Source organism: Sphingorhabdus sp., from assembly GCF_044374345.1.
Classification (GTDB): domain Bacteria; phylum Pseudomonadota; class Alphaproteobacteria; order Sphingomonadales; family Sphingomonadaceae; genus Sphingorhabdus_B.
The window spans coordinates 1-15,869 of the sequence record NZ_JBILOS010000043.1 but is presented as its reverse complement, the minus strand read 5'-3'; the positions used below and the strand labels follow the sequence as shown (position 1 = coordinate 15,869).

Annotated in this window: 17 protein-coding genes and 1 tRNA gene; 7 read left to right on the top strand and 11 right to left on the bottom strand. The window is 54.8% G+C overall.

The genetic code is table 11. The features are described from left to right. The first annotated feature begins 120 nt into the window (after positions 1-120). Positions 121-204: transfer RNA gene (locus tag ACIQ5B_RS06105), tRNA-Leu, on the top strand. A 61-nt stretch (positions 205-265) separates the two neighbouring features. Here the strand turns inward: ACIQ5B_RS06105 and ACIQ5B_RS06100 are convergent. The 3 genes from ACIQ5B_RS06100 to ACIQ5B_RS06090 all read right to left on the bottom strand — a co-directional run bounded on the left by ACIQ5B_RS06100 (position 266) and on the right by ACIQ5B_RS06090 (position 3,667). Then, on the bottom strand, positions 266-988 hold the full coding sequence (locus ACIQ5B_RS06100; protein WP_397598242.1) for an SDR family oxidoreductase: 723 nt from the start codon (positions 986-988) through the stop codon (positions 266-268). A 44-nt stretch (positions 989-1,032) separates the two neighbouring features. Continuing rightward, on the bottom strand, positions 1,033-2,007 hold the full coding sequence (locus ACIQ5B_RS06095) for a quinone oxidoreductase family protein (protein ID WP_397598241.1): 975 nt from the start codon (positions 2,005-2,007) through the stop codon (positions 1,033-1,035). A gap of 376 nt (positions 2,008-2,383) precedes the next feature. Further along, a complete protein-coding gene (locus ACIQ5B_RS06090; protein WP_397598240.1) occupies positions 2,384-3,667 on the bottom strand; it encodes an MFS transporter in 1,284 nt (427 codons plus the stop codon). A 129-nt stretch (positions 3,668-3,796) separates the two neighbouring features. On the opposite strand from ACIQ5B_RS06090, the gene pgsA reads away from it, so the two are divergent. The 3 genes from pgsA to ACIQ5B_RS06075 are packed head-to-tail and all read left to right on the top strand — an operon-like array spanning position 3,797 to position 5,062. Beyond that, positions 3,797-4,369, top strand: a complete 573-nt coding sequence (pgsA, locus tag ACIQ5B_RS06085) for a CDP-diacylglycerol--glycerol-3-phosphate 3-phosphatidyltransferase (RefSeq protein ID WP_397598239.1) — start codon at positions 3,797-3,799, stop codon at positions 4,367-4,369. A gap of 4 nt (positions 4,370-4,373) precedes the next feature. Then, on the top strand, positions 4,374-4,625 hold the full coding sequence (moaD, locus tag ACIQ5B_RS06080; protein WP_397598238.1) for a molybdopterin converting factor subunit 1: 252 nt from the start codon (positions 4,374-4,376) through the stop codon (positions 4,623-4,625). Next, positions 4,622-5,062 (top strand): molybdenum cofactor biosynthesis protein MoaE, encoded by a 441-nt coding sequence (locus ACIQ5B_RS06075; protein WP_397598237.1) that lies wholly within the window; start codon positions 4,622-4,624, stop codon positions 5,060-5,062. Before moaD ends, ACIQ5B_RS06075 begins: the two co-directional genes overlap by 4 nt. Before the next feature lie 23 nt (positions 5,063-5,085). Here the strand turns inward: ACIQ5B_RS06075 and ACIQ5B_RS06070 are convergent, their stop codons facing one another. Beyond that, positions 5,086-5,991 carry a hydrogen peroxide-inducible genes activator gene (locus ACIQ5B_RS06070; protein ID WP_397598236.1) on the bottom strand — a complete coding sequence of 302 codons (906 nt, stop codon included), beginning with the start codon at positions 5,989-5,991 and terminating at the stop codon, positions 5,086-5,088. A gap of 154 nt (positions 5,992-6,145) precedes the next feature. On the opposite strand from ACIQ5B_RS06070, the gene epsC reads away from it, so the two are divergent. Both epsC and ACIQ5B_RS06060 read left to right on the top strand, forming a co-directional pair. Further along, complete coding sequence (epsC, locus tag ACIQ5B_RS06065) at positions 6,146-6,868, top strand: serine O-acetyltransferase EpsC (RefSeq protein ID WP_397598235.1); 723 nt, start codon at positions 6,146-6,148, stop codon at positions 6,866-6,868. Further along, positions 6,865-7,209: a DUF2794 domain-containing protein gene (locus ACIQ5B_RS06060; RefSeq protein WP_397598234.1), complete on the top strand. Its 345-nt coding sequence runs from the start codon at positions 6,865-6,867 to the stop codon at positions 7,207-7,209. The genes epsC and ACIQ5B_RS06060 overlap by 4 nt, the downstream gene beginning before the upstream one ends. A gap of 48 nt (positions 7,210-7,257) precedes the next feature. Here the strand turns inward: ACIQ5B_RS06060 and ACIQ5B_RS06055 are convergent, their stop codons facing one another. Then, complete coding sequence (locus ACIQ5B_RS06055; RefSeq protein WP_397598233.1) at positions 7,258-8,160, bottom strand: SDR family NAD(P)-dependent oxidoreductase; 903 nt, start codon at positions 8,158-8,160, stop codon at positions 7,258-7,260. A 181-nt stretch (positions 8,161-8,341) separates the two neighbouring features. Between ACIQ5B_RS06055 and ACIQ5B_RS06050 the strand changes: the two genes are divergently transcribed. Further along, positions 8,342-9,856, top strand: coding sequence for an OprO/OprP family phosphate-selective porin (locus tag ACIQ5B_RS06050; RefSeq protein WP_397598232.1), 1,515 nt, complete (start codon positions 8,342-8,344; stop codon positions 9,854-9,856). Here the strand turns inward: ACIQ5B_RS06050 and phoB are convergent. The 6 genes from phoB to ACIQ5B_RS06020 all read right to left on the bottom strand — a co-directional run bounded on the left by phoB (position 9,853) and on the right by ACIQ5B_RS06020 (position 15,869). Next, positions 9,853-10,548 carry a phosphate regulon transcriptional regulator PhoB gene (phoB, locus tag ACIQ5B_RS06045; RefSeq protein WP_183942220.1) on the bottom strand — a complete coding sequence of 232 codons (696 nt, stop codon included), beginning with the start codon at positions 10,546-10,548 and terminating at the stop codon, positions 9,853-9,855. The two genes, ACIQ5B_RS06050 and phoB, sit on opposite strands and share 4 nt — an antisense overlap. A 13-nt stretch (positions 10,549-10,561) precedes the next feature. Then, the gene (phoU, locus tag ACIQ5B_RS06040) at positions 10,562-11,233 is read right to left on the bottom strand and encodes a phosphate signaling complex protein PhoU (RefSeq protein WP_397598231.1); all 672 of its coding nucleotides are present in this window, start codon (positions 11,231-11,233) and stop codon (positions 10,562-10,564) included. An 11-nt stretch (positions 11,234-11,244) separates the two neighbouring features. Then, positions 11,245-12,039, bottom strand: coding sequence for a phosphate ABC transporter ATP-binding protein PstB (pstB, locus tag ACIQ5B_RS06035; RefSeq protein ID WP_183942222.1), 795 nt, complete (start codon positions 12,037-12,039; stop codon positions 11,245-11,247). 3 nt (positions 12,040-12,042) lie between these two features. Beyond that, on the bottom strand, positions 12,043-13,308 hold the full coding sequence (gene pstA / locus ACIQ5B_RS06030; protein ID WP_397598230.1) for a phosphate ABC transporter permease PstA: 1,266 nt from the start codon (positions 13,306-13,308) through the stop codon (positions 12,043-12,045). Further along, on the bottom strand, positions 13,301-14,689 hold the full coding sequence (gene pstC, locus ACIQ5B_RS06025) for a phosphate ABC transporter permease subunit PstC (protein WP_397598229.1): 1,389 nt from the start codon (positions 14,687-14,689) through the stop codon (positions 13,301-13,303). The genes pstA and pstC overlap by 8 nt, the downstream gene beginning before the upstream one ends. Positions 14,690-14,813: 124 nt before the next feature. After that, entirely contained in the window at positions 14,814-15,869 is a 1,056-nt protein-coding gene (locus tag ACIQ5B_RS06020; RefSeq protein WP_397598228.1) for a substrate-binding domain-containing protein, read from the bottom strand.

Here is a 15,869-nt window from a genome sequence, read left to right as displayed (position 1 = left end):
TGGCAAAGCGACGCTGAAGACACTCGCTAAGGAACTTAAGAAATAAGGATGCGCTTGCATCGGGGCGGAGGCTCGGTTAGAGGAGCCTCCGCTTCGACAGGTTCGCCCTGATGAAGATGTGCCCCAGTGGTGGAATGGTAGACGCGCTGGATTCAAAATCCTGTTCCGAAAGGAGTGCCCGTTCGAGTCGGGCCTGGGGCACCACCTTATTTTCTCAGACAGCTTCAATCCCTTGGTCCGCAGTGCAATGCGGCATTGCTGACGTTCAGAACCGGATCATGATCCGCCGGGCAAGTGCGGGCGAGATCGAATACACAAGCCGAAGCAGCTTCACCATGCCGACATTCGCCTCAGGCGCGTTTGTCGCAATGGCATCAACGATTTCTGCGGCACATTCCTTTGCCGACATCTTTTTGCCATTCACGCGCCCGCGCGTCATTGCGGTGTCGACGACTGGCGGCAATGCCTCGATAACATGAACCTTGGTATCACGCAGATTGTGCCGCAGTGATTGGGTAAAGCTTCTGAGGCCCGCTTTGGTCGCGCAATAGACTGGACCGCCCGCGCGCGGGGCAATGGCGAGGCCTGAGGTGACATTCACAATCGACGCCTCGGGCCGTTGAAGCAAGCCGGGTAACAAGTGCCCAATCAGGTGCAGCGGCGCGTTGAGGTTCAGGAAGATCGCCTGATCAGTGAGCGCCAGATCAAGCGGCTCGCCGGGACCGAAATTACCGCTCATCCCCGCGTTGTTGATCAGGATGTCCAGTTCGCGCCCTGCGAGCGCGGCAGCAAGCTCCGCGCAGCCCGCAGCATTGGAAAGATCGGCCTTAATGGCCTCCAATCCCTCTTGCCGTGCAGACGCAAGCACGTCTTCGCGGCGACCGCAGACGATGACGTTGGCGCCTTTCGCCATCATTTGGCGTGCTATTTCCAAACCGATGCCGTCGGTCCCACCCGTAACCAATGCAGTTTTGCCCTTAAGTTCCATAAATCCCCCTCAATATTGTCCGAAATTAACCTTGCCCTGCATTGTCAGGGAATCAGTATCGAAGACCCAACTGTTTTGCGCCCTTCAAGGTCGCGATGTGCCTGTGCGGCGTCTTCCAGCGCGTAGCGGTGGCCGATCGTGATATCGATGATGCCTTGGCGGAACATGTCGAACACATATTCTGCGCCCGCTGCCCGCTCCGCTGCATTGTGATAATAATCGAACAAGGTTGGGCGCGAGACGTAGAGTGAACCTTTTTGCGCCAAAGTGCCAAGGTTGACACCCGTCACCGGACCGCTGGCATTGCCATAGCTGACGATAAGGCCGCGCCGCGCGGTTGCGTTCAACGATGTTTCCCATGTGTCGCGGCCGACACCATCGAAGGTCACTTCAACGCCTTTGCCGCCCGTCAGTTCGCGGACCTGCGCTGCGACATCTTCTTTGCCATATAGAATGACATGGTCGGCCCCCGCTGCGCGTGCCAGCGCCGCCTTTTCATCGGTGCTGACTGTCCCGATGACGCGGGCACCAACATGCTTCAGCCATTGTACCAGCAACAGCCCGACGCCGCCTGCCGCTGCGTGCACCAATATGTCCCATTTGGGTTGAACCTTGGCACAGCGTTCGACAAGAAACTCGGTGGTGCAGCCCTTGAGCAAGCCTGCGGCCGCGATTTCGTCGCTGATGTCGTCTGGCACCAAAAACAGGCCATTTGCGGCAATATTGCGCGCTGTCGCATAGGCACCGATGCTCGGGCCGAAAGTCGCTACCCGGTCGCCCACGCGCCAGTCGGTCACGCCGTCTCCCACCGCCTCAATGATGCCCGCTGCCTCCATGCCAAGGCCAGAGGGCAACGCCATCGGATACAGGCCGCCACGATGATAGGTGTCAATGAAGTTCAGGCCCACGGCCAGATTGCGCATGCGGACTTCACCGGGACCGGGCGCTGCCAGTTCAACGTCCGTCCACGCAATAACATCCGGCCCACCGGTTTGCCGAATTTGTGCTGCTCTTTCCATCGGGAGAACTCCTGTTTGTTGCATACTCCTAACAGAGACGGCGAGAGACCGCCAACCCGCGCTGCGGATATGGTTAAAAAGACGTCAATAACTGTCGCAGATCGGGACAGTCGGATTTGCGTCCCTCTTTAACCATCTTTTGGCATGGCCATTATGCCTAACAAAAGGTTAACGCCTGATCATGATGAAAAGAAGATTAGTCGGTCATAACGAAGCTGCCCGCCACCCCCTTCGGCGGATGCTTCCCCCACCACAGATGACGCACGCCGTCATCGCGCCACGCCCCACATCGTGGTGGCGCAATGAAGATACGCATTTGTTTATGCTCAGCTTCAGCGCGTTTTTTGTCGCAATAAGCAGCTATATTGCCTGATTTTTAGGCGGCGGCCGGGTCGCACGCCTTGTGCAGCTTCCACGAAATCCATGCTGAAACAAGGCAGGCCGCAGCAATCATAAACAGCGTGTCGGGAATGCTAACACCCGCGCTGACGAGAAGGCTGTAAATCACAGCACCAATCACCATCGCGCCGGAATTCACGATGTTATTGGCAGCAATGGTGCGGGCGGTTTGCGACTTTGCAACCGTAGTTGTCAGAAACGCGTAGAGCGGGACGACGAACATGCCCCCGGCGATGGAAATACCAAGAAGATCGACAATCATACGCTCGCCATAGCCAAGCGTCAGAAACTGCCACCAATCCATCAGCTCTGGCCCCGTGGGTTGCCAGTGACTGACCGTCCACCAAAGATCGAGGACGAACAGACCCATTATGATGACTGAAATCGGCGCATATTTGGCGGACACTGTGCCATTCAATATGCGGTTGATGGCGACTGAGCCAATGGCAATGCCGATAGAGAAAAATGCGGTAAATAAGGTCGCGACAGTATTGTCGCCACCGATAGCATTTTTGACCATAGGCGGGAAAATCGATCCAAGGACAGCGCCTACGCCCCAGAAAAAGCTGATTGCCATGATCGCCAAAAACAGGCAGGGTATGTGCATCGTATCGCGCACCAGTTGCCAGCTGCTGCGAAAAATGTTCCAGTCCATTTTGGCGGTTGGCGCATCGCTTTCGGGCGGTGCAATCGGTACAGATTGCGCGGTCACGCGTCCGATGATGGCAACGATGATAATCCCTATGCCTGCAATTTTTCCGGGAATGATCCCGCCCGCAATCGTCCCACCCAAGATGGCGAGATAGGTGCCGGCTTCGACAAGGCCGGTTCCGCCTAAAACCTCGTCTTCTTTAAGATGCTGGGGCAAAATTGCATATTTAATTGGGCCAAAGAAGGTGGAATGCACGCCCATTGCGAACAATGCGACGAGCATCATCGGTATGTTGTGCAGGTAAATACCCGCGGCGCCGAAGATCATGATAAAAATCTCGGCTGTCTTGACCATGCGAATGACGCGCGTCTTTTCGATGGTATCTGCCAGTTGCCCCGCAAGCGCGGAAAACAGGAAAAAAGGCAATATGAACAGCGCGCCTGCGATGGCGTTAAAATTCGCTTCTTGGGTGGGGTCCGAATAGATTTCGTAGGTCACCAAAATGACCATGGCCATCTTGTAAAAATTGTCGTTGAAGGCATTCAGGAACTGCGTGACGAAAAGCGGTAAAAATCTGCGCTTATTCAACAGTGACATTGTTGTGGCCATTGGTTTTTGCACTTCCCATGCGGACGTTTTTGAAGCCTTAGCGTTCCCGCGCTATCATGGCAAAGCGCATTTCATGTGATGGTGAAATAGCCGCGTGATTTTGTTGGCACATCGCGCTATTGCTATAGGATGCTTAGCTTACCCAACATTCTGACCTTGTCGCGCATTCTTGCTGTGCCCATCCTCGTCTTTTTGCTTTGGCCCGGCGCCAAGCAGACAGGCATTCAGCCGGTGCCACTGGATTATGGCTTTGCATTCATATTGTACTGCCTGATGGGAATTACCGATTATTTTGATGGCTATCTTGCGCGGGCGCAGGGGACAGTGTCGAAATTGGGTGTGTTCCTTGATCCCATCGCTGATAAGATCATGGTCGCCGCTGTCATTTTGATGCTGGTGTTCACGCGCGATGTCGACGGTTGGCATGTCATTGCGGCCCTCACCATTTTGTTACGTGAAATGATCGTATCGGGCCTGCGCGAATTTTTGGCTGGCCTGCAGATTTCGGTACCAGTTTCGAAACTCGCCAAATGGAAGACGACGTTTCAGCTTGTTTCGCTCGGCGGTATCATTTTGGCCGGTGCCTTGCCCGACTGGATGTTGCTGAAGCAAGCCGCACTCGCGCTGCTGTGGATCGCCGCGGTGCTGACGATGATTACCGGCTGGGATTATCTGCGCGTCGGCATAAAGCATATGGATTGACCGCATGAGGCTGGTCTATTTCGCGGCCGTGCGCGAGGCCATTGGTGTCGCATCCGAAGCATGTGACCTACCAACACATGTGCGTACCATTGATGATATGATTGACTGGCTGGCTGGACAGTCCCCCGGTCACGCCTTGGCCTTTCAAGACAAATCGCGGCTTCGTTTTGCTTTGGACCAAGCTATGGTGCCGTTGGATGCCGTGCTTGGCGATGCACATGAGCTCGCAATTTTCCCGCCAGTGACCGGCGGATGAAACGTGTCCTTATCAGCGGCGAGCCGATCAGCACGGAGGTTGCGCTGGCGGGGCTGAGTGATTTGGGGGGCGGTGCTGTATCCAGTTTTACCGGCATATCGCGGGACGATGGCGGCGTAACCGCGATTGAGCTGGAGCATTATCCCGGCATGACGGAATCAAGCCTGAAGCGGTTGATCGATGAAGCCTTTGCTCGCTGGGCATTGCTTGGCGCGGCGATTGTGCACCGGATCGGGCGCGTTGCGGTGGGCGAACCCGTGGTCGTCGTCGGCGCAGCGTCGCGGCACAGGGCAGATGCGCTAGAGGCCACGGCGTTTCTCATTGACCGCCTGAAAACAGACGCGCCATTTTGGAAGAAAGAGCATTATGCAGACGGTACGTCCGTCTGGGTTGATGCCAAATCCAGCGACGACGACAGGTCTTCACGCTGGGCCTAACGGCTCCGGTTGCGGATCAGCGGTTACGTTATGTGCAGTTCCCGCAGGGACTCTGCAAGCAACTCAAACTCCTCACGGCGCGGGCTGTTGGTCCGCCAAATCAGCGCAATTTCGCGGGTGGCATGGTCCGCATTCAACGGCCGCGCTTGAACGTCGGTTCCGTTCAATAGACCGGCCACGACGGCCATCTCGGGAATGATGGTGAGGCCCAAGCCATTGTCCACCATCTGTACAAGCGTATGCAGCGATGTCCCTAGCATCATCGCCGTTGCGCGCAGTTCCGGCCTGTTACAGGCAGCCAACGCATGGTCCTTTAAGCAATGGCCATCGACTAATAACAAAAGCCTGTTTTCATCGATCAGTTCAGGTTCAATGCTTTCGGGCGGGTCGCGCGGGTCATCCAATGGAAAGGCAACATATAATGCGTCGTTAAACAGATGCGCTTTTTCGACATCGCCCGCCGGGAAAGGAAGCGCCAGAAGGACACAGTCGACCTGACCATGATGCAAGGCTTCGACCGCAGCTGCGCTGGCTTCCTCACGCAGGTATAATTTCAAATCGGGATATTTCTTGCGCAATGCCGGTAGCAATTTGGGCAGCAGAAAGGGGGCAATTGTGGGGATGACGCTCATGCGCAAATCATCCGCAAGTGGCTTGCCTGCGGAACGGGCCATTTCGGCGAGCTCTTCCGCCTCACGTAAGATGCGGTGCGCCTTGGTCACCATCTTGTTGCCCAGCGGCGTAAAGCGGACGACGCGGCGTGTGCGCTCCACAAGCATTAGGCCAAGCAGCGACTCCAGCTCGCGTATCCCCGCGGAAAGCGTAGACTGCGTCACAAAGCAAGATTCTGCGGCTTTACCGAAATGGCCATGCTCCTGAAGCGCGACCAGATATTGCAGCTGTTTCAATGTTGGAAGATAGGTGCTCATAAATCGACCCCGTTTATTATTATGGGTCATATAATCGTTTTTACCGATGATTCTAGCAATATTTAGCGAAAAGGTTCATAGTGTGCTGGAAATGCCGGTTTGAAAGTCTTAGCTTAAATGCTCAACGGTCTCAGTAGGGACGTCAGGGTCATTTATGTTCATTTCAAATCTCATCGAATATCTGGACTCGATTAAAGAACGTGATCCTGCGCCGCGCTCGCGTTGGGAAATTCTGCTGTATCCCGGCGTATGGGCCGTGGGTTATCACCGTGTTGCCCATTGGCTATTCCTTGGCCAGATGTTCTTTCTTGCGCGGTTGGTGAACCACTTCGCCCGGTTTCTAACGGGCATAGACATTCACCCCGGCGCCAAGATTGGCAGCAATTTCTTCCTCGATCATGGTTTTAGCGTGATTGGTGAAACGGCGGAAATTGGCGACAATGTCACCATGTACCAGAATGTCACCTTGGGTGGCACCAACCCGACCAACGGGATGGCGGGCAAACGGCACCCGACGATATTGGATAATGTTATCATTGGATCAGGTGCGCAGATCCTTGGTCCAATTACCGTCGGCGAACGCGCGCGCATTGGCGCAGCTGCCGTGGTGACCGATGACGTTCCGGCGGGCGCAACGATGATTGGCCAAAAGGCGCGATCGACATTGGTTCAGGCCGAAACCTATGCACGCGACTTCATGCCTTATGGCACACCATGCCGCGAGATGTTCGACCCAACCACGCAAAGTCTCGAGATCATGCAGTGCGAAATTGAAACGTTGCGCAAACGTATTGCCGAATTGATGTCGGAGCGTGATGGAACGCCGGCGGCGACGCCGGTCAAGCCCCGTGCGAGCAAAGGAAGCAAGACCCGTTGAGCGCAATCATCACGCCTTTTCCAATACCCAACCGGCTCAACCAGATTGGGTTTGAAAAAGGCGAGCTAACCCAGATACTCAATCTGTACGGGCGGATGGTCGCCGCGGGTAATTGGCGCGATTATGCCATCGATCTTGGCCGCGATGCGGCCGTGTTCAGTGCGTTCCGGCGCGCCACCGAGCGGCCCGAATATCGGATTGAAAAGCGACCCGCGTTGCGCAACCGTCAAGGCATGTGGGCATTGGTCGGCGAAGGTGGCGCAATTTTGAAACGCGGGCATGACCTTGGCCCCGTCCTTGCGCCAGTTGAACGAAAGCTCATGAAGCTCGTCGACGCATAAAAAAAGCCCGGCCAAAGACCGGGCTCTTTCAAAACATTTGGAAGGCAATCAGCCGAGTGCTTGAAGTGCCTTCATCACGGCGACGGATTGCTCGCCGCCTGACTGTGGAACGGTTTCTCCGGTGCGGTCGATAATCTTGTCCCACGCCGCAGCAAAGCCTTCGACGTTGCGGTCTTCCGGACGAAGGGCAACACCCGGGGTCATGGTGACATAGGCTGCGTGATAGCCGCCACCGCCTGCGCCGATGATCATGTTGGTTGGCGCATCTTCGCTGACCAAATACAATGCGGCTGGTACAACATTTTCCGGCGTGAACTGTTCGAACAGACCTTCCGGGAAAATATCTTCGGTCATGCGCGTGCCTGCAACAGGTGCGAGCGAATTGACGCGGACATTATATTTGGCGCCTTCAAGGTGAAGTGTCTTCGTCAATCCAGCCAATCCAAGCTTCGCTGCGCCATAATTGGCTTGGCCGAAATTGCCGTACAGACCGGTTGACGATGTGGTCATCAAGATGCGGCCATAGGCCTGATCGCGCATCGTATCCCAAACGGCCTTGGTGCAGTTTGCTGATCCCATGACATGAACCTGAAGCACCAGATTGAAATCGGGCATATCCATCTTGGCAAAGCTCTTATCGCGCAGGATGCCGGCATTGTTAATCAACACATGCACGCCGCCCCATGCTTCTTTCGCCTTGGCGACCATTTCGACCATTTGCTCATATTCGGTGACGCTGCCGCCATTGGCCATGGCTTCACCGCCAGCTGACTTGATCTGCTCGACAACCTGGGCTGCTGCGTCGGATGTGCCTGTGCCATCGCGCGCGCCACCCAAATCATTGACCACCACTTTTGCCCCGCGCTTGGCGAGTTCAAGCGCATAGGCCTTGCCCAATCCACCGCCTGCACCGGTCACAATAGCGACTTTGTCTTTAAAACTGATGGTCATATTATATCTCCATAATCAGGGGCGAACCAAGCCGCCGAAACACGCTGTGCCTTGGCATGGCGCGCCACTTGACGCAAGCGTAAAGCAAGTTGGGGCGCATGTCATAAAAGAGAAATAATGCTGTCATGCCCAAGACATAAAATTGCTGTCTAGGCGTCACTATTGAAACAAGGATAACATTATGACCGCCGCAAAAAAATGGTTTGCAACTACAGCATTGGTAACGGCGGCATGTGTCGCATTCCCCGCTTATGCGCAGGACAGCATATCTGAGGTCGACTCGCTGCGTGCGGAAGTTGCGGCGCTTAAGACACAATTGGCCGCGATTTCCGCAAAGGTTGATGCGGTCGAGAAAAAGCCTGTAGCAGAAGTAAAATGGAAGGGCGGACCAGAGACGAGCGGTCAAGGTGGTTGGACGTTCAAGCCACGTGGACGCATCCATTATGATGCAGGCTATGTGAGCGTACCCGGCGATTATGCAGTCAACCGCAATCTGGGTTTCAATAGCCGCGTTCGGCGCGTTCGCCTTGGCGCTGAAGGCAATATGCCCGGCGGCTTCGGTTATAAGGTCGAAGCGGACTTTGCGGGCGGCAATGTTGCCTTTGGCGACACGTTCCTCAGCTACAATCCAAGCAACACGCCGTTCAGTGTTCGGATAGGCAATTTTGAATCGCTGAACGGGATGGAGCAAATCACCAGTTCCAACAACGCCAGCTTTACAGAGCGCGCGGCATTTAATGACGCGTTTTTAAACAGCCGTCGTCTTGGTGGCGCGGTTGCATGGCGTGATTCCGATAATGTGCTCCGCGCCGAAGTCGGCTTGTTTGCCGGCCACAGCATCGACAACTCGTTCGACAATGACGGCTGGATTGGTGCGGGACGGCTGACCTATGCGCCAAAGGCGTTTGGCGGACAGCTGCATTTTGGTGCGACCATTCAGCAGCGCGAATTTGCATCCAACAACAATGGAACGGCGTCGGTTTCGACAAATGCGCCATCGACCAACCAGCTTGCCCGTTATCGCGCGCGGCCGAACACACAGCTTACCGACGTACGATTTGTCGACACCGGAAGCTTCGCCGCCAAGAGCGACCGAATCGTAGGTTTAGAATTGGCGGCTATCTTCCCCGGATTTTATTTTGCCGGCGAAGGCCAATGGACCAAAGTAAATGCCTATCGCGCGGGTGACATTGCAACCGGATTGAACAGTTTTGCTGGCGGCAACAGCGCGGTTACGCCAAATGGCGACCCGAGCTTTTTTGGCATGTATGCCGAAGCTGGTTATTTTCTGACCGGCGAGACCCGCGGTTACAAGGACGGCGCGTGGGCGCGTACCAAGGTACTGAATCCCATTGATAAAAAGGGCCTTGGCGCGTTCCAAATTGCGGCACGCTATGATTTTCTGGATCTTGACAGCAACGCCTTGAAAAACGGCGTGACGAACAACTTTGCGACGGGCAGCAATAGCCTGGCTGCGGTCAATGCGCGGCTTGGACGGGGTGGCACACAGACCAGCTATGTGCTCGCTCTGAACTGGTACCCAATCGATTATATTCGCTTCATGTTGAACTATGGCCGCGTCAATGTCGAAGGTGGTCCGTTGGCCGCGACAGTTGACCCCCTTTCAACGCAGGCGGTTGATAAGCGCGACTATTCGGTTGATGTACTTGCCGCGCGGATGCAGTTGGAGTTCTAAACCGCGTCCTGATCGAGCGAATAGCCTGCCGACCGCACCGTCCGGATGATATCGCTGTCAAAGCCCTCATTGAGGGCTTTGCGCAAGCGGCGGATGTGGACGTCAACGGTACGTATTTCGATATCGCTGTCATGGCCCCAGACACTGTCTAAAAGGCGCTCACGCGAGAATACGTGACCTGGATATTCGAGGAAATGTTTGAGCAACCGGTATTCGGTCGGCCCAAGCGGAACCTGCTTTCCGCCGCGCTTTACTTTGTGCGCGACCGTATCCATTTCGACGTCACCAAAGCGCAATGCTTCGCCAGCAAGCGCGGGACGGACCCGGCGCAGCACGGCCTTTGCACGGGCGACCAATTCGCGTGGTGAAAAGGGTTTCGTGACATAGTCATCAGCGCCGATTTCAAGTCCGCGAATACGGTCATCTTCTTCACCGCGTGCCGTCAACATGATGATTGGCACATTGGCGGTGTTGTCCGCTTTGCGTAATTGCCGGCACACTTCGATGCCCGACAGATTCTCCAACATCCAATCCAGCAAAACCAGATCGGGCGTGCGTTCTTTGGCCATCAGCAGCGCTTCTTCACCGTCCCCCGTATGCTGAACGTCGAACTCCTCGCGTTCAAAATGCCAGCGCACCAGCTCGGCCAGAGCACTATCGTCTTCAACCAACAGCAATTGCGCCTTGGGCATATGTTTCTCCGCGTTAAGCGTCGGGCAGGTTTTCACCCGTTTCGGTAAAATAAATCATCTGGGCAACGGTGGTGGTATGGTCCCCAATCCGTTCCAAGTTCTTGGCCGTAAAAAGCAGATGGGCGACTTCCGTCGCATTTTTGGGGTTTTTCGCCACATATGCGACAAAGTCGACGAACAGATCTTTGTTAAGCTGGTCAACGTCGTCGTCACGAATGGTCACTGCGCGGGCCAGATCAATGTCCCGCTTTGCATAAGCATCCATGGCGGTGCGGATCATTTCGACAACGATTTCACCCATGCGTCCGAGTTGTTCTTTGGCGGAGGCGTGGATTTTGCCTTCCATCTTCGGAACACGCTTGGCGATGTTTTTTGCGTAATCACCGATGCGTTCAATAACCGCAGACATTTTGAGTGCGGCGATAAGCTCACGCAAATCGTCGGCCATCGGTGCGCGCAAGGCAATGGTACGCACAACCAAGCGTTCGACGTCCGTCTCAAGAGTGTCGATCACTTTGTCTTCAGCACGAACGGAGGCGGCGAGTTCGATGTCATGATCCGACAAGGCTTTCATGGCGGAGACGACCGCAGTCTCGGCGCGCGCACCCATCTCGGCGATGAGGCCACGGATTTCGTCCATGTCATCGTCAAACGCGCTAATGGTGTGCCTTGTGCCTGTGCTCATGCTATCAATTCCTAACCGTAGCGGCCTGTAATATAATCCTTAGTGCGGTCTTCACGTGGATTTGTAAATATTTCGGATGTCTCACCAAATTCGATGAGATTGCCCAAATGGAAGAATGCGGTGCGTTGCGACACACGCGCCGCCTGCTGCATATTATGTGTTACGATGATGATGGCATATTTGCCGCGCAGGTCGTGGATTAACTCCTCAATCCGTGCCGTCGCGATGGGATCGAGCGCCGAACAAGGTTCGTCCATCAAAATGACTTCGGGATCAACGGCAATGGCGCGGGCAATGCACAAACGCTGCTGCTGACCGCCGGATAGCGCAGTGCCGCTTTCGTTCAGCCGATCCTTGACCTCAGTCCACAAACCGGCACGTGTCAGTGATCCCTCGACGATCTGGTCCAGTTCTGCCTTGCCGCTCGCCAGCCCGTGAATCCGTGGACCATATGCGACATTGTCATAAATGGATTTGGGAAACGGATTTGGTTTCTGGAAAACCATGCCGACGCGGGCGCGCAATTGTACGACGTCCATCGACGATGCGTAGATATCTTGCCCATCGAGCAAAATCTCGCCTTCGACGCGCGCACCAATCACGGTGTCGTTCATGCGGTTAAGTGACCGCAGGAAGGTCGACTTACCACAGCCTGACGGGCCAATGAAGGCAGTCACATTTTCGCGGTCGACGTCGATGGATACGTTGTTTATCGCTTGTTTATCGCCATAAAAAACATTCACATTGCGCGTAGATATTTTTGGATTTCCGGGGTTTTCGCCCACATTAACGTCCTTTTTGTTCATAAATCACCACCGCGTTTCAAAACGGTTGCGAAGATAAATGGCCAAAGCGTTCATTCCCAGCAGGAATATCAGCAACACAATGATTGCCGCACTGGTTTTTTCAACAAAACCCTGATTGACTTCATCCGACCATAGGTAAATCTGCACCGGCAATGCCGTGGCGGCGTCCGTAAAGCCTTCTGGCGCAGCCGGAATGAAGGCGCGCATGCCGATCATCAGCAGTGGCGCCGTTTCACCAAGCGCACGTGCCATACCGATGATGGTACCTGTTAGGATACCGGGCAGAGCAAGCGGCAGAACATGATGGAAAACGACTTGAACAGGTGACGCGCCGATGCCCAAGGCCGCTTCGCGAATGGAAGGTGGAACGGATTTTGCTGCGTTGCGGCCGGCAATGACGATGACGGGCATTGTCATCAGCGCGAGTGTTAACCCGCCCACCAAAGCGGATGATCGCGGCATGCCGAAGATCGTAAGAAACACGGCGAGGCCTAAAAGTCCAAAGATGATCGACGGAACAGCGGCGAGGTTGTTGATGGACACTTCTATCATGTCGGTCAGTCTGTTTTTCGGCGCATATTCTTCCAGATATAACGCCGCGAGGACGCCGACGGGAAAGGCGAGCAACAGGGTAATCGCCATCGTCATCAGCGATCCCTTGAACGCAGCCCAAATGCCAACCGCAGATGGGTCCGTCGCATCGGCACCTGTTAGGAATGTCCAGTTAAAGCCCGTGCGCAAAGCGTCTTTTCCAGAAAGTGCGGCAACCGTCTTTTCAGCGGCCGGCTCGCCTTTGCGTTTGAATGCGACGTCCAATCGGGAATCTGCTGGCAACCAAAGCGTTTGTTTGGACGTCACCAATTCTGGATTGTCTATCAACATTTGCCGCACATTTGCTGCCGCTGCGGATGTCAGCAGGCTGTTGCCCAAGCCAGCATATTGTTGCCCCACAGCCAATTCGACGAGGCCGGGAATGTCCATCGAATTCAACGCCGCATCGGCATTTGGACCCGTCACGGATGCTGCAGTCGCGCCAGAGGTCAGTGCCGGAAAATCGAACTCTACGGCGAGTTCTGTACGCTGGAAGCCACGCAGGCCTTGGCCAAGCATGGTGAACAACAGAAACGCAAGGAAAAGCGTCGATAGCGCGACCGCAAAAAAGCCCATCGCTTTAAAGCGTCGCTCAGCCGCATAACGGCTGGCAATGCGCTTTTGCATGATGTGCCCGTTCCAGTCGGTCGGGCTTGGGTCAATGACGGCTTTATTCATATGCTTCCCGATATTTTTTGACGACCCGCAGTGCGACATAATTCAGGAAGAACGTGGTGATGAACAACGCCAGTCCAAGCGCGAACGCGGCAAGTGTATGCGGGCTGCCAAAATCCTGATCGCCCGTCAAAAGCGCGACAATCTGGACTGTAATGGTGGTGATCGTGTCGAAAGGATTTGCAGTGAGGTTTGCGGTGTACCCTGCGGCCATCACCACGATCATCGTCTCACCAATCGCGCGGCTAACGGCGAGCAATATGCCGCCGACGACGCCCGGAAGTGCGGCTGGCAGGAGCACCTGTTTAATGGTTTCGCTCTTGGTCGCGCCCATGGCCAAGCTGCCATCGCGCATCGCGTTGGGAACTGCGGCAATGCTGTCATCCGACATCGACGATACCAATGGAATAATCATCACGCCCATGACGATACCCGCAGCAAGCGCATTGTCAGATGCTGCGTTGCTGACACCCAGCATGACCGCAAAGTCACGCACAGCTGGTGCCACGGTTAAGGCCGCAAAATAGCCATATACCACGGTGGGCACACCAGCGAGGATTTCAAGAATGGGCTTCATCCATTTGCGCACATTCGCGGACGCATATTGCGTCAGGAAGATCGCGCTCATCAAACCAAGCGGGATGGCAACGATCATCGCGATGATGGCACCGATGAAAATCGTGCCCCAGAATAATGGAATGGCGCCATAACCATTGTCCGCGCCAGGCGTCACATCGGACTTCGGATTCCAGTCGGTTCCGAACAGGAATTCAAATGGCGACACCATTGAGAAGAAGCGCCAGGATTCAAATATCAACGACGCGAAGATACCAAGCGTGGTGATGATGGCGATCAGTGATGCGACAAGCAGGCCGAACATAATGACGCGTTCGACTTTACTGCGCGCGCGAAAATCGGGTTTTAGACGGGTAAATGCAAAGGCCCCGCCTGCGAATAACAGCAACAATGTCGCGGCTACGCCGAGCCACTTATAATAAGACAGCGCGCCTTTGTATAAAGGGACAAGCTTGTCGCTCATGTCCTGAAATGCGGTTGCTTGAAAACCCTGCGCTATGGCGCGTGCTTCAGACAATATGGCTGCGCGGGCAAAGGTGTCTTGTGGCAATTCAGCGGCGATCGGTGCCGACAGCACCATATTGGTGACCAGCGATGGCGAAAGCGACTGCCAAATGGCCATGAACAACAGCGCAGGCGCAACGGCACAAATCGCAACAAACCAACCGTGATAATAAGGCAGGCTGTTAACAGTGCCGCGCGGGCCACCCTTTGCCTTGCGGACGAAACCCGACGCGCGGGCACGCCCAACGATCCAGCCGATGAGGCCGAGACCAAGGACAAGGAAGAGCAACGCCGTTCCGGTCATAAACTTAACATTGCTCCCTTGGACCAAATTGGCCGAAACCGACAAAAAACAACCCAAAATAGCAATGGGCCTGGATCAAACAGAGATTCGATCCAGGCCCATAGACGCGATGATTGTTGCAGTTTTATTTCAAATCTGCGCCCGTCATGGGATTGAGGCTGTTTGCCGCTTTATAGTCTGCTTCAGTCGATGCAATCATGCCCAATTTGGTCAGATATCCGCCAACTGCGCCGCCCTTAAGAAACTCGACAATAAATTCCTTGATGCCAGGAATTTTGCCGATGTGGGCTTTCTTGACATAGATGAACATCTTGCGCGCACCGGGGTAGCTACCATCCGAAATCGTCGCAACTGTCGGGCTGACGCCGTTCATCACGATGCCGTGTACCTTGGATGCATTTTCTTCCATGTAGCTGAAGCCAAAGATGCCAACCATGTTGGGGTTGGAATCGAGCTTCTGCACGATCAGGTTATCGTTTTCGCCTTGCTCTTTGAAAGCGCCATCGGTGCGGATTTCGGTGCAAATTGCTTTATACTTGTCTTCGTCGGTGTCCTTCAGCGCCTTGGTTGCAGCGTCGGATTTGCAACCAGCTTCCATGATCAGCTCATGGAATGAATCGCGCGTACCCGAAGTCGTTGGCGGGCCATATACCGAGATGGGCAATTTAGGCAGCGAAGGGTTCACGTCCGACCAAAGCTTTGCAGTCTGTGGCTTACCGAACGGGTTGGCTGCGAGTGCCTTGTAGACGTCAGCGGTCGAAAGCACGAACTTGGTGCCCTTGTTCGACTGTGCAAGCGCCAGACCGTCAATGCCTACCTGAACTTCGATAATGTCCTTAACGCCATTCTTCTGGCAATTTTCGAATTCGCTCTTCTTCATACGACGTGAAGCATTTGCGATGTCTGGCGTTTCTGCGCCTACGCCTTTGCAGAATTGTTCAATTCCGCCGCCAGTTCCTGTCGATTCCAGAACGGGTGATTTGCGTGAAGGATCCGCTTTAGCGAACGCCTCAGCCGCGGCCTTTGCGAATGGAAATACCGTCGATGAACCCACAATGCGGATTTCCTGACGCGAGCCGCCAGCGGCCCCACCCGTGCTTGCCTGGTCATTACATGCCGCAAGCGCGAGCGCGCTGATGGCAACAAGTGAAATTTTCTTAATCATAACTGTTGTCCCCAT

Bases quoted from the DNA above. Each gene is read 5' to 3' on its own strand.
- ACIQ5B_RS06100 (WP_397598242.1), bottom strand. From the start codon at position 988: ATGGAACTTAAGGGCAAAACTGCATTGGTTACGGGTGGGACCGACGGC.
- ACIQ5B_RS06095 (WP_397598241.1), bottom strand. From the start codon at position 2,007: ATGGAAAGAGCAGCACAAATTCGGCAAACCGGTGGGCCGGATGTTATT.
- ACIQ5B_RS06090 (WP_397598240.1), bottom strand. From the start codon at position 3,667: ATGGCCACAACAATGTCACTGTTGAATAAGCGCAGATTTTTACCGCTT.
- pgsA (WP_397598239.1), top strand. From the start codon at position 3,797: ATGCTTAGCTTACCCAACATTCTGACCTTGTCGCGCATTCTTGCTGTG.
- moaD (WP_397598238.1), top strand. From the start codon at position 4,374: ATGAGGCTGGTCTATTTCGCGGCCGTGCGCGAGGCCATTGGTGTCGCA.
- ACIQ5B_RS06075 (WP_397598237.1), top strand. From the start codon at position 4,622: ATGAAACGTGTCCTTATCAGCGGCGAGCCGATCAGCACGGAGGTTGCG.
- ACIQ5B_RS06070 (WP_397598236.1), bottom strand. From the start codon at position 5,991: ATGAGCACCTATCTTCCAACATTGAAACAGCTGCAATATCTGGTCGCG.
- epsC (WP_397598235.1), top strand. From the start codon at position 6,146: ATGTTCATTTCAAATCTCATCGAATATCTGGACTCGATTAAAGAACGT.
- ACIQ5B_RS06055 (WP_397598233.1), bottom strand. From the start codon at position 8,160: ATGACCATCAGTTTTAAAGACAAAGTCGCTATTGTGACCGGTGCAGGC.
- ACIQ5B_RS06050 (WP_397598232.1), top strand. From the start codon at position 8,342: ATGACCGCCGCAAAAAAATGGTTTGCAACTACAGCATTGGTAACGGCG.
- phoB (WP_183942220.1), bottom strand. From the start codon at position 10,548: ATGCCCAAGGCGCAATTGCTGTTGGTTGAAGACGATAGTGCTCTGGCC.
- phoU (WP_397598231.1), bottom strand. From the start codon at position 11,233: ATGAGCACAGGCACAAGGCACACCATTAGCGCGTTTGACGATGACATG.
- pstB (WP_183942222.1), bottom strand. From the start codon at position 12,039: ATGAACAAAAAGGACGTTAATGTGGGCGAAAACCCCGGAAATCCAAAA.
- pstA (WP_397598230.1), bottom strand. From the start codon at position 13,308: ATGAATAAAGCCGTCATTGACCCAAGCCCGACCGACTGGAACGGGCAC.
- pstC (WP_397598229.1), bottom strand. From the start codon at position 14,689: ATGACCGGAACGGCGTTGCTCTTCCTTGTCCTTGGTCTCGGCCTCATC.
- ACIQ5B_RS06020 (WP_397598228.1), bottom strand. From the start codon at position 15,869: ATGGGGACAACAGTTATGATTAAGAAAATTTCACTTGTTGCCATCAGC.